General features: G+C 45.3%; 12 protein-coding genes. All 12 read right to left on the bottom strand.

Annotated elements, in window-relative coordinates:
- Nucleotides 1–9 precede the first annotated feature (9 nt).
- The gene (locus tag AB5642_RS05000; protein WP_055153011.1) at nucleotides 10–735 is read right to left on the bottom strand and encodes a DUF4240 domain-containing protein; all 726 of its coding nucleotides are present in this window, start codon (nucleotides 733–735) and stop codon (nucleotides 10–12) included.
- Nucleotides 736–1,259: 524 nt separating this feature from the next.
- Entirely contained in the window at nucleotides 1,260–1,754 is a 495-nt protein-coding gene (locus AB5642_RS04995) for a DUF3846 domain-containing protein (protein WP_147518576.1), read from the bottom strand.
- Nucleotides 1,755–1,810: 56 nt separating this feature from the next.
- The gene (locus AB5642_RS04990) at nucleotides 1,811–2,251 is read right to left on the bottom strand and encodes an ECF-type sigma factor (RefSeq protein WP_055057436.1); all 441 of its coding nucleotides are present in this window, start codon (nucleotides 2,249–2,251) and stop codon (nucleotides 1,811–1,813) included.
- Between the two features lie 272 nt (nucleotides 2,252–2,523).
- The gene (locus tag AB5642_RS04985; RefSeq protein WP_015535743.1) at nucleotides 2,524–3,243 is read right to left on the bottom strand and encodes a winged helix-turn-helix domain-containing protein; all 720 of its coding nucleotides are present in this window, start codon (nucleotides 3,241–3,243) and stop codon (nucleotides 2,524–2,526) included.
- Between the two features lie 30 nt (nucleotides 3,244–3,273).
- Entirely contained in the window at nucleotides 3,274–3,690 is a 417-nt protein-coding gene (locus AB5642_RS04980) for a metal-dependent transcriptional regulator (RefSeq protein WP_006428313.1), read from the bottom strand.
- Nucleotides 3,691–3,708: 18 nt separating this feature from the next.
- Nucleotides 3,709–5,457: an ABC transporter ATP-binding protein gene (locus AB5642_RS04975; RefSeq protein WP_015535744.1), complete on the bottom strand. Its 1,749-nt coding sequence runs from the start codon at nucleotides 5,455–5,457 to the stop codon at nucleotides 3,709–3,711.
- Complete coding sequence (locus tag AB5642_RS04970; protein WP_015535745.1) at nucleotides 5,458–7,242, bottom strand: ABC transporter ATP-binding protein; 1,785 nt, start codon at nucleotides 7,240–7,242, stop codon at nucleotides 5,458–5,460. It abuts the gene before it with no gap.
- A 126-nt stretch (nucleotides 7,243–7,368) separates the two neighbouring features.
- The gene (locus tag AB5642_RS04965) at nucleotides 7,369–8,835 is read right to left on the bottom strand and encodes an ABC transporter ATP-binding protein (RefSeq protein WP_147518577.1); all 1,467 of its coding nucleotides are present in this window, start codon (nucleotides 8,833–8,835) and stop codon (nucleotides 7,369–7,371) included.
- A complete protein-coding gene (locus AB5642_RS04960) occupies nucleotides 8,832–9,584 on the bottom strand; it encodes an energy-coupling factor transporter transmembrane component T (RefSeq protein ID WP_015528444.1) in 753 nt (250 codons plus the stop codon). Before AB5642_RS04960 ends, AB5642_RS04965 begins: the two co-directional genes overlap by 4 nt.
- Entirely contained in the window at nucleotides 9,584–10,180 is a 597-nt protein-coding gene (locus AB5642_RS04955; protein ID WP_015535748.1) for an MptD family putative ECF transporter S component, read from the bottom strand. The genes AB5642_RS04960 and AB5642_RS04955 overlap by 1 nt, the downstream gene beginning before the upstream one ends.
- A 130-nt stretch (nucleotides 10,181–10,310) precedes the next feature.
- On the bottom strand, nucleotides 10,311–11,276 hold the full coding sequence (locus AB5642_RS04950; RefSeq protein ID WP_015535749.1) for an AraC family transcriptional regulator: 966 nt from the start codon (nucleotides 11,274–11,276) through the stop codon (nucleotides 10,311–10,313).
- Between the two features lie 115 nt (nucleotides 11,277–11,391).
- Nucleotides 11,392–13,323: a lysozyme family protein gene (locus tag AB5642_RS04945; RefSeq protein WP_147518578.1), complete on the bottom strand. Its 1,932-nt coding sequence runs from the start codon at nucleotides 13,321–13,323 to the stop codon at nucleotides 11,392–11,394.
- Nucleotides 13,324–13,340: the final 17 nt, after the last annotated feature.

Genomic DNA, 13,340 nt, shown 5'->3' with positions numbered 1-13,340 from the left:
CCGGGAAGCTTATCTTACCGTACCCTTACGGACGGATCTGACTGCTTCCGGTGCTTTTGCTCCCTGCTCCTGCATTTTCTTTATGGCAGCATTTCCCCGTGCCATCATCCTTCGGATATCCGTCCGGGAAACATTCCATGTCCTTACCTTCTGTGGAGCATTCCTTACCTGCTCGGACAAATGCCTTTCACAGAGTTTCGGATAAACCACCATGGCTTCTGGCAATTCCAACGGATACTCGATCATGGGATGGTACACAATATCCCTGATCACCTGCTCATAGCTTTCCATCTGCATTCTGGCTGTACTATCCTGGTAAATATTTTTTCCTTTCATGGCACTGTAGACCTGCGATGAGATATATCCCAATGATTCAAAACTACAGTATCCATAAGGAGTTACACCGGAAAGGGAATCCGGATCTTTTAAGGCATTCAGATATACATCTTTTCCCTGGGCGATCAGCCACATCCGAAAATCGGAAAAGCTGTCATCACTGCACCCTGTTTCCATCAGAATACCTGCCGCTGTCCATAAGCCATACTTATAAGCTGCATCCCGGTAACTGTAAACCAGATTATGGAATTGCAGAACATCCTCCGGTGTCATATAGAAAAGCTGTTGCTTGATCCACACCGCCGAAGCATCCAGATCGGTGCCGCACACTTCCTTTGCTTTTTCAATCAGATTCCAGAACTGATCCTTGCTCATCCCACTTCTTTTTGTTTCTTCCATCTTTCTCTCCCCTTGATGTGACGTTAATACCACAAGAATACGGCTGTAGTCTCCCACAGCCGCATGGTATCTGATATCAACGACACACTTCTTCATTGATTTCTTTTTTATCTTGCTGTTCCGCATTTGACCTCGCACCCCCGGAACCATCCCTGTATTTCTTCTGGGAAAGGGGACACTACAGGCGGGCGGCTGGCCTGCCGCCGCTCACAGATGTCCTGGGGGTCTTTCTGATTACAACCCGGAGTCCATCTTCCGCTCTCTGGCTGGTAACGTGTATCATTATCCCCCATCCGTGATCTTGGCGAAAGGCTGCCACCGCCTTATTCACAGCTATGCTTCCTCGCTCCAAGCCTAAGAATCTTTACCCTATACTTAATCATGGCGCTCATACTGTCACGCTTCTACGGTTGGGAACGTACCTGTAGTGCCGATATTCACTTGCCAAAGAACAGCCGAGGGATGTCCCTCTGCTTACTAGCCGATGGCAGTGTATTTTTTTATTCACTTCACAAAAAAATATTTTATCTTGCATCCCCGGATCTGTTTTTCTTCTTTGCCGGATTCTTTTGTTTTGCATCGTTCTTCCGGCTTTCTTTCTGTTCTTTTTCTTCTTCCGGCGGCATCTTCATCACATGGAGTTCTCCGTTAAACAGAGTAAAAATTTCCGGTGACTGGTATTTTTCTTTAAACTTTTCAATCTGTTCCGGTGTCAGTGAAGTAAAATCATCTTCTGTCAGCCCTACCACAAGGAAAGTCCCGGCTATCGCATCATAGACATGTCTATGATCATCATATAACGCACGATTCAGTGGCAATCCCTCAAATTTTCCATTGCCGTTTAAAAGGATTCCAACTTTATCATCAAACGGATAGGTCATTTCAATGTCACCGCCTACCGCCTGCTGCAGATCCTCCAGCTCATTGGGGATGTTCTTGACATAGGGAGCTTTCATCGGCTCGACTACCAGTACCGTCATCATTTCTTCCTGCATTTCGGACACTTCTTTCTCATCCATCGTATCAATCCTCCTGTCTGTTCGTTCTGATAATCAGCCGATGAGAGCCTTTTGTTTTATTCAAATTTCATGGACTTTTTGATTTTCTCCCGTAACCTCCGCAGTCTTGTATAAACCGTCTGCTCCGGCAGTTCCATGTGATGGCTGATCTCCTTTGGTGCATATCCCATCATCTTCAGAACAACCATCTGAAGAGTTTTCTTGTCAGTCGATAACAGGATCTGGAGCAATTCCTCATTCTCCACGGTATCGAGCAGGGCTTCCACACTCTCTGGCTGAGACTCTCCTGATTCTTTTTCTTCCAGAAGCAGTTCCATACAGTCCAGAAGTGAGGTCTGATGTTCCCGGAATCTCCGCTCTGCGTTAAAATCGTTCCAGTCATACTCCCGGAGCTTCTGGATCGTCTCTTCATCCACACCCTGCTCACGCAGGATCTTCTCTTCCTCTGCTTTCCACTGGTTCCATCTATATTCTTCTTTTGCTTTGTTATAAGCCACTTATCTTTTCCTCCGATCTGAATTTTTGTGAAATCAAATCGGAGTGTGGCGGTGATCTGGCTCGTTCTTCCTGTCCACAGGAATGTCCGGCATCTCTGCTGTTTCCCTGCAAACACGGATCTCCTTTGTAATCATATCTTTACAAAGGCACAGTGTATCGGATGCACCTGTCAGTTAACGGTCAGAAACCTGTCAATTGACGGTCAATTTTTATCACCTTCTTTCCAGCACAAATAAAATAAGACGAACAATCTTTTTACGGATTATTCGCCTTACTGCTGTTCGTTTTCATTATTCAATTCAAATTTGTAACCTATATCCCTGACACTGACAATGCAATTCCCGGCACCGTCTTCAACGACATTCAACTTTTTTCTCAATCGCTTTACCAGACACCAGATGATATTTTTAATATCACCAACAGAATAATCTTTCCATACAAGCTGGTAAATCTGTTCAAATGTGTATACTCTCATCGGTGTCACCGCTAATAAGTATAAAAAATTATATTCTTGTCGTGTTAAATGTAACGCTACATTATTCCAAAATACTTTATGTTTCTTATGATCCATTACAAGTTTTCCCTTATTAATCATCGTTTCGGATTGCTTTTGAGTTATTTTTTGTTTATTATTTCGTCGTGCCAATGAAAAAATCTGCAGATCTACTTCTTCTATAGTGCTATTTATATCCATTACACAATCTGCACCAGCGTATATTAATTCTTTTTTCCATGACATACACAATAAAGAGGAAGCATCCGTCAAAATAATAATTGGTATCTGCGTTATTTTTCTAATAGCAGATATAATATTACTTATGTTCTCTTTATAAAGGATCACTCCTATTATAAGCACATCATAAGAAAATAAACTCAAATTATGCAGTAAAATTTGTAGATTTTCTGCATAATCTGAGTTTATCTCATTGAATAGTTTTCGATATGATTGATTGTCAAAATATGCTAATATCTTGTATTTTGTGTCTTTCATATTTAATCTATTTTAGCAAAGCAACATTTTCTACTTCTTCACAGGAAAATCATCAAATGTATTGTCAATTTTTTGTGAAGCAATCTCTCTCATCGCATGCTCTTTCAGTTTTTGAAAACTTTCATCACTGACTGCATGTTCCATGCGACAAGCATCAACTTCTGCAATTTGTGGATTAACTCCAACGGATATAAGTTGATGAGTAAAAAAACAATGGCGTTCGTAAATTTTTTCAGCCACATCCCAGCCAAGGTCGGTCAGGTGTATATAATGGTTTTCGTCTGTTGTCAAAAAGCCACCCTCTCGTAAAGTTCCTACTGCGTAACATACGCTGGGTTTTGAAACTTCCATGTACCGGGCAACATCCACAGAGCGCACCATACCGAGCTTCTTTTGGAGTATAAGCACGGCCTCCAAATAATCCTCTCCGGCAGTATGAAGTTTCATAGGCAGCTCCTTTCGCCATTAAGCAAGACTCCAGCCAGCCGCACTCTTTCGGATATTGACAAAATCCTGATAGATACCAGGCTGTTTCAAAAGTTCCTCATGGGTTCCTTGCTGTGCAATCTGGCCGTTGTCTATAACTAAAATCTGATCGGCGTTCTGGATGGTATTTAGGCGGTGAGCAATTACAAGCAGGGTCTTTCCCTTCACCAATTCGGAAATAGCCTCCTGAATATAGCTTTCATTGTCCGTATCCACACTCGCGGTAGCTTCGTCCAAAATAACGATAGGCGCGTCTTTCAGGATACAGCGGGCAATCGAAATACGCTGCTTTTCGCCACCAGAGAGTGTCGCACCGCCTTCGCCAACCACTGTCTGGAACCCATCAGGCAGAGCCATAATGAAATCATAGCAGCGGGCTTTTCTGGCAGCCTCATAGATTTCTTCTTCCGTGGCATCTGGCTTTCCCATGATGATATTGTTGTAAATGGTGTCCTGAAACAGATACACGCGCTGGAATACCATGCTGATCTGATTCATCAATTCCGACAGAGGTACATTGCGAATATCCACACCCCTTATCGTCACATTGCCGGATTTTACATCCCAAAGCCGCGCCAGTAAGTTTGCAATGGTGGACTTACCACTACCGGATGGCCCAACCAGCGCTGTCATAGAATTTTTCTTCATGGCAAAACTGATATGGTGCAAAACCTCTTTATCCTGATAAGCAAATGTAACATCGTTGAACAGGACTTCCGGCTGTCCCGGCTGTGCCTGAGCCGGAATATGCTGCTTGCCGTTGTCGGAAAGTTCCGGTTCATCCAATACCGCTTCAATACGATCAAGGGCAGCGTTCATAACGGTTAGTCTGGATGCTTCTCCATAGAGAGCCTTCAACGGGCCAAAAAGATCAAATACAAATAGCAGAACACCCAACACATAAGCCAAAGAAAGCGCACCGCTCTGTTCCAACACAATAGACAGACCGAAAATTGCCGCAATACCAATACCGTAAAGGATATTCAGCCCCATTGTCCACGGGGTCATTTTCCGTTCAAAATCAAGCGATGTATTTCTGGAACGTTTGAAATTGCCGGACAGTTCTTCGGATTTTTCTCCAAGCAGGTTATAGCTCTTAATAACACCAATGCCCTCCACAAAAGACAGCACCGCATCGGTCAGCCGTTCACTCTGCTCCTGACGGCCTGCTGCTTCTCGTAGGGAAACTTTGTTCATTCCCTTAGATACCAGCCATGCCAAAATAGTAACTATCGCAGCAATCAAGCCAATCTGCCAATTCAGATAAAACATGAACGCCAGCAAAACCAGCGAGGACAGCAGATAGCTCATCATGTTTCCCAGCGTACTCATAGCGACTTCTTCAATGAACACCATGTCGGTACTGAGGACAGAACTGATCTTGCCAATATTGCCGGAAGTGAAATATCCCATCGGAAGTTTCCGCAGATGGCCGCCCAATTCGATACGCTTGTCAGCGAACATCAAATATCCCGCTGCACTTTGCAGGCTGTCACTAAGATAGTGGACGAGCATCTGAACCAGCACAATAGCGGCAAGGCCAAGTCCCACATAAAGACAAGTCTGCCCGGTAATCGTCTTATTTGCAAATCCACTCAAAACCACAAAGGCCAGAAAAATCGGCATTTTGGACAGAATGGATTCCAGAAACGCACAAACAAATGCGCCCTGAATACGGCTCTTATAATGGTCGGAAAGTTTCAATATTCTTGAAAACAAAGCAAACATTTATTTCCCCTCCTTTGCAGTATGTACTTTCCACTCGGCGCTGTCCTGTGCCGCTTTCCACAACTTTTGATATTCTGGGCAGGACTGGATCAGCTCCTGATGTTTGCCCGTTGCAACCAGCTTTCCGTGATCCATAACACAAATCTGATCTGCGTTCATAATGGCTGGTAATTTGTGCGCGATAACCACAAGGGTCTTACCTTTTACAAGCTCTGCAATGGCAGCTTCCATCTTTTCCTCATTTTCGGGATCGGCATAGGCAGTTGCCTCGTCAAGCACCACAATTGGAGCATCTTTTAAGATTGCCCTTGCCAGAGAAATACGCTGGTGCTGACCGCCGGAGAGCATTTTTCCTGCATCACCAGCCATTGAATGAATACCCTGCGGAAGTTTCTCAAGGAACTCCATACACTGAGCTTTCTTTGCGGCCTCCACCACTTCTTCATCCGTTGCGTTCAGCCGACCAAGCCGAATGTTTTCAAGCAGAGAGGTGTTGAACAGGTATTGATCCTGCGCCACATAGGAAATACGGCTGTTGAGTGCTTCAAGGCTCATATCGCATAATTTCTGCCCACCGATGGAAATACTGCCTTTCTGTGGGTCATAATAGTGAATCAGCAGTTTCGCTAATGTACTCTTGCCGGAGCCAGATTCACCAACAAGGGCTGTTTTCTGTCCAGCTTTTGCCGTAAAGGAAATGTCATGGAGAACTTCATCCTCAATTACAACAGGCTTTCCATCCGGGCCGGGCTGTGTGGTCTGATAAGCGAAAGAAACATGGTCATAAGTAATGGTGTCATCTTTCCCGTGGAACGCATCTTCTGTCTGCTGGAGCTCTGGCGCATCCAACACCTGCTCCAATGCAGAAATTTTATAGTTGAGCTGGGGCATGGTAGGCAGGAAACCGAGAGATTTCAGCAGTGGCATACCAATACTTAAAGAAAGACACAGTACCAAGATCAAATTAGGCAAAGTAGACCAGCCAGAGAGAACGAACCATGCGCCAACAGGTAAAGTCAGAATAATGGTGCATGGAAGCAGACTGCTGTAAATTGCCATCCACGGCCACGCCGCCTTGTACCACGCCAGAGTATAGTCCCGATAATCTGATACATCTTTGCGGAACCGCTCATAGGAATCTGCGTCCTTATTGAATACCTTGACAACCTCCATACCATTGATGTACTCAATGATCGTGTTGTTCATTTTCTGTGCAGACTGATAGTAGGGACCCATGCGCTTCATTCCAACAGAGTACATAATGACCATGGAGAGCAGGCTGATCGGGATAGAGGCCAAAGACATAAGAGCCAGTTTCCAGTCCGCACAAAACATAGCAACATAAATCACCAGCGGAATCAGTAAATTTGCGATACCCTCTGGGACTGAATGAGCAAGGAGCAATTCCAAGCTGTCCACATCATCGACAAACAGCTTTTTGATTGTGCCTGTCCCTTTTTCCTCCACAATGCCAAGGGGAAGTTTCTCAAACTTCTTTTGCAGAGATACCCGCAGCCGGAACAATGTGTTATATGCTGCTTTATGAGAAATTGATAATCCCCATCCATAAAAAAACGCCTGCAAAACAAGACAGATCAAAACCCCTATAACACGCAATAAAACAAATTCTGTTTCAACAGAATCGCCCATAACCAATGGCGAAATGACCTGATAGGCCAGCACAAAAGGCAGGATGCCCATAAGAACGCTGACCAGTACGACAACCGTGGCCACATACATATTTTTCTTATATGGTCCTGCGTACTCAAAGATTTTTTTGAACATAAGCCCTCCTTATATTGAGCCGTACTGTCTGTGCTTCAAAAATAAGCGGCCGCCAAAGTAAAGCGGCCTCTTATCATTATCTTTCTGTCCAGTCAAGGCGGCCCTGACATTCATAATTTCTAAAATTCACTGGCGGATTCGGAAAAAATCCAAAACCTTTTTACTGCCGGATTCGTCCAATGGATAGCTTTCTTTTACTTGCCCTTTTTCCATATGGACTACATACGAACATCCCGCCATCACCAACTCCGGATCATGCGTAATAACAAGAAGCGTTTTGCCCTGATCCGCGAGTGACTTCAAACTCCGCGCAACTTCCCGCATATGTTTGAGATCAAGCCCGCTTGTTGGTTCGTCAAACACAATGATCTCCCGGTTACTCACAATGGCAGACGCGATCGCTACCCGCTGTTTTTGCCCGCCGGAAAGAGAAAGCGGGTGCCTGTCTTTATATTCCAGCAGATCAAACTGTTTAAGGATTTTATCCACAACAGTTTCATCCTTGTTGTCCATGCTCAGAAGCACTTCATCCGCCACGCTTTCGGTAAATAGCTGATGGCTGGTATCCTGCATTACCATGTAGCAATGTTTGAGCCGGGCTTTCCAATCAAGGGTTTTCCCGTCAACCTGCAAAAAGCCACACTTCTTTTCCAGTCCGCAAATACAGCGGGCCAGAGTAGATTTTCCAGCGCCATTCAGACCGATAATGGCAATCGTTTCTCCAACAGGCAGTTCTGCACTCGGAATATGGAGGCTTTCCGGTTCCCGCTTTTTATACGCAAAGCAGAAATTTTGAAATTCCATCTGTTTAGCTGTATGCGCCTGATACTGATTCGCAGGCTTCAACTTCGAGAGAGAAAACGGCCGCAGCCCCATTTCTTTTCGAGTGCCATCCGATAAGCTGTCAAATTCAGCAGGCGTGTATTCCCGTTCAATCTCCCCATCTTTTACATACAGCACACGATCTGCAAGATCGTGAAGGTAGTAAAGGCGGTGTTCTGCGATCAGAATTGTTTTGCCCTGCTTTTTCCAGAGGCTTAGGACCTGCCGCAGGTCATCAATAGCAGCCATATCCAAATTAGAAGATGGTTCGTCCAGGACCATAATTCCCGGCAGCAATACACTTGATGAAGCACAGGCTATTTTTTGCTTTTCGCCTCCGGACAGAGCAAACACGCTTCGCCCCATCAAATCTTCAATATGATAATCGGAAACTGTCCGGTCAATCCTTTTCAGGATATCCTCCTGAGGATAGCCTAAATTTTCACAGGCAAAGGCTAATTCACTATCCGTATCCACGTTGAAAAACTGACTTTTGGGATTCTGGAATACAGATCCCACCATAGCAGCCAAGTCATAAAGCGGCGTATCTGATACGCTTTTTCCGTCCAGAAGGACATTGCCCTCTAAATTGCCCTCGTAATAATGAGGCACCAGCCCGTTTACCAAACGGGTAATCGTTGTTTTCCCACAGCCGGATTCTCCCGTGAGTAAAACAAATTCCCCTGTGTTTATGGTGAGATTGACATTTCTAATCCCTCCGCCGCTGGATTCTTCACCATAAGAAAAAGAAACATTTTGAAAATCTATCATGGCAAAATCCCTCCTGCGGAAATTATCGGGGAAGCAATCGCCCAAAACACTACAAAGCAACAAAACAAGATCAGCACCACATCGGCAAAATTGAATTTAAGCTGGCAAATGTTTGTGCGTTTGACAGGAGCGCCGAGGCCACGGGTAATTGCCGCAGCGGAAAGTTCCTCACCGATTTTCACGGAGCAGGTAATCATCGGGATCAGCTTATACTCCAATATTTTTGAAGATTTTTTCCCTCCAAGTTTAATCCCACGCATTTTCATAGCGTCACTGATTGCTTCTGACTCCTGAAAGACAGTTGGAAAGAAGCGGAACATGACCGTTAAGGGGATCGTCACTTCTTTAGGCATATGGATTCTTTCCATGCCGGAAATCAATTCACTGACCGTTGTTGTTTTCACTGCATAGGCAGCAATCGCAACACTGGGAAGGATTCGGCAGAAGAATCCTGTTGTAAACAGAACAAGGAAATTCAATATCCCCGTAAGGTGCGGCAAAACATAAATTTGGACAGCATAAAAAACAGAAAACACAGCAATATAGCCCACAGCTTTTGCACATTGTTTCGAGGTGAGCAGCAATATAGCCGGAACTACACAAAGAACAAGGCGGATCAGTCCCATAGCTTCTCCGCCTGTTCCACCCATGACAAAAATGCTTATGATGAAGATGAGCAACAGTTTTGTACGCGGATCGAGCCGCAACCCTTGTTCTGTTTTTTTGCTGAGCAGAATTTCCCGCGCCATTATGCAATACCGGCACGCTGGAAGTGCTTTTTGCAAATGGCTTTCCCAATCATACCTCCGACAAGGCCAAACACAAAGCAGGCAACCAGCAGAATAGGCGCAATCCACATAGGCATATATGTATTAAGGGTAGCTGCATATTCAGCGCCGTATCCTTCAGTCAGCATTACCATATAGCTTTCACGGTTCAGGAAAATGGGAGCAAAGTTGCCAAACACCCAGATGCTGAACACACCGCAGGAAAGAACTGTACTCTTTGCACTTTTGTAGTCTGCCTTTTTCAGGATCACGTCAGCCAACAGGCCGCCAACAAGACCAGTTACCATAGTAAGATAGCCGTTGCCGAAGAACACCATGATTAGGCCAATCAGGAAACCCATGATTGCAGTCATCCCGAATTTTTTAGCCTTTGTAACATACAGCATATAGGGGATGCCGCCAATCAAAGGACACAGCACCGCCATCAGCGGAATAAAAATGGGGATGAAGCCAAGCATCGCCACCAGCATAACAATGACGACATAGATGACGGTGTAGATGCCGATAGTAATTAAATCTTTTCCCTCAAGCCGGGAACTTTTTTTCTGGGAACTCATACCAGTATCCTCCTATCTAAAAAATGGTGTAGTTAGCATTTTCTAACTACACCACATATAATAACAATTTACGCCTACATTTCCAACCCAAAAACGGTTTTATTCTACCCAAAATCGGTATTTTTTAATTTTAACCAATCGTATTTTCCGTTTTATAGTTTTTAGGAATTACCCCATATTTCTTTTTGAATGCCGAAGCAAAGTTACTCGGTTTTGAATAGCCTACAAATGCTGCCACCTGACTTACGTTCAAATTACTTTCTAATAGTAGACTTGCCGCCTTTTCCAATCGCTGATCTATAATATACGCATGAACCGATGTTCCAAACAGCGAGGAAAAACCCTTTGACAATTTTGAAGTACTAATATTGACTTTTCGAGCCAATTCCTCACAACTTGGTGCCAAAGCAAGCTGACTGTCAATGATTCTCTTCGCTTCTATGATGGATTCTCGGTCACTTCTGGAAATTGCTATATAAGTTGACGCAAGAATACTCAGTTCCAAAATCTCACTCAAATATACAGATAACAACTCAAAAACTTTGCTTTCCAAAAACAGGTATCCCAATCCGCCGCGATATTGCGTGAAGTCTTTCAGTTCCGCAAAAATGTGCTCCATATAGGGAGTAATACCTACTTTTGATATACCTTCCAATAGTTTTTTCTGATAAACCTCAATCTCACCAACATCAAAATAGTCATTCATAATTTTACGGAAATACGACAGTGGTACTTTTACATTTTTGAAAAGGAAATCGTTTTGTTTGGAATAGCACAGATATTCCATTTTCCCGTGTCCACGATAAATACAGGACTCACCTTTTTGTATGCTGATACTTTGTCGGCTATCTGCAATATTCCAGGAAACACCATCATTGAAGCAGAACAACATTTGAATGTATTCTTCGCTACTCACTCCCTGCACGTTCATATCTGAAAAATAATTCATTTTCCAGTCCGAAACAACTGCTCCTTGCTTTGTAACAACTTGCGAAATCTGACCTGTTCCCATATCAGCCGGAATATCTATTGTCACTGTCTGCGGAGAGTTGGAGAGCAGATCGTGATACAGCTTCGTCATATATTGGTTTGTCATCGTGCGCCCTCCTTTTTCTAGTTAGTCGAAGCTAATCACATAATACTTTATATTTGTTTTTTAGTCAAGGTAATCTAAACTATTGACTACTCTCTAAGAGTCAACATATTAATTTTCAAAGTATGCCGTATCCCATGATCGTTCCGTTATTGATATCATAGCTTCTCTTGTTCACGGCATCACTGGAGTTTCCCTCTACCGTATATACGGTACTTCCCTCAATTTTCTCCACGATTCCCACATGGTCTGAGGTTCCGTCCCCGTTCCAGTCAAAGAAGATCAGGGTTCCGGGTGCTGGCGAATATCCTCTGCTCTTCCATTTTCCCTTGCCCTGAAACCACGCGATCCCATCATCGCATAGGGAGAACTTCGGCATCTTGCCGCTCTCGATCAGTCCTGCCTGATCCCCACACCAGCTGGCAAAGCAGGCACACCACGCCACATGGCTGTCAAATCCATACCATGACCAGAACTTCTGGCCTCCTTCATTTCCAAGCTGGGTAAGTGCCACGGATACGATCTGGCCGTTGCCTCCAAACAGGCCGGCAAACAATCCGCCGCTGGAATAATACCTCAGGACGTGAGGGACGTATTCTGGATCGCCATAGGCACTCCAGCCATGCGAAGCAGCCTGATCATTGGAAAACTGCAGAGCATTTTCTGCACTGTAGCCCCCGTAGTTTCGGAGCGCCCACGTTATGTATCCGTTGCCGTAGTTATACCCTTGCAGGGACAGCTTCAGCTTATCCATGTCCTGGGGGCTGGTGCATCCGGCTTCCTTCAGGCAGTCCGCATAATACTGGATTCCTACATGTATGGAATAGTCGGCATCCTGGATGGCATTCGGGCTGTTGGAATACCGGGTGTTGTATGGGCACTCACTGCTCTGCATGGGATCGGTTCCCCGGCCGCCGGATTCCTGCATCATGATCGCCTGTATCACGGAAACGTATTCGGGGATTCCGTACTGGTTGGCATATTTCTGGATAGCTGTTGTATAGGAAAGGACTTCCTGACTCAATGCTTCGTTGCTCTCTGAGCTTCCTGAAAATGCCGCACCGCCAATGATTCCAACCATGATAACCAATAAAAGAACGATAACTGCTCCGGCGGCTCCCAGTGCAGCCATCATGGACTGCACGGTTTTCGCTGCCACTTCCACGGTGGCCCTAGCTGCCTTGAATGTATTCTCCCCTGCCCTTGCCGTTTTCTGTATCCGACGGATTCCATCAGAAGTCTGCAAGGCTGCTTTCTTCGCCGCCTGTTTCGCTGCCCTTCGTTCCATCTGCTTCTGCATCCGGGCTGTCAGGGCGTTGGAGCTGGCCGCACGGAGCTTCTGCTCTGGCTGGACGCTGATCTTCGCAGACTGGGGAGCCGTCTTGATGATACGCTTCTGTATGGTTTTCGGCTCCGGCTGTTTCCTTGGTTTTTCTTTAATCCGAATGGTTTCCGGCTGTTTCTGTCGGATGGCGGTCTGCCTTACTGTATCTTTTGCTTCCTTCTTCCGGCTCTGTTCTCGGATGGAGAGCTGCTTCATTTCTGCTATTTCCTGTCTGTTCTGGATTCTTGGTGTCTCCCTGGCAGCCCGGATCTTCTGCTCTTTCGTTTTGACGGCATCTGAAACCACCTTTTGCCGCTGGGCTTCCTGGATCTGTACTTCCCGGATCTGTGCTTCCTGAGCTTCCCGGCTGGCAGGATTGGCGGTCTGTGTGTCCCCTGTTCCTCTGGCGGTTTCTTTCTCCGCTTCTTTTTTGCCAGCGGCTCTCTGTTTGATCTTCTCGTAGGAAGTCTGTGCGGCTGTCTTTCCGGCTCTGGTTACAGTTCTGCCTGTCTTTCTTGCAGCCCATTCCTCTGCGGATGTGACTTTCCCACTGGCATATTCGGATGGGGACTGTTCTCCCATGTCATTGTCCCTGGCATTTGCGATGGTCTGGGATTTTTCCTTGCTCTCCAGTATGGCCGTCCGCATCAGCTCCTTGGGGATTCTGGAGGCAGGATTTTTGGTCTTTGGTTTTGTTGTAACTTCTTTGGTTTTGATATCCTTCATCTCTCACCTCCAGTCCC

The organism is Ruminococcus sp. 1001136sp1_2201st1_G3_2201SCRN_220225, assembly GCF_040924365.1.
In the GTDB taxonomy this organism is placed as follows: domain Bacteria; phylum Bacillota; class Clostridia; order Lachnospirales; family Lachnospiraceae; genus Blautia_A; species Blautia_A faecis.
This window is presented reverse-complemented; position numbering and strand designations above follow the sequence as displayed.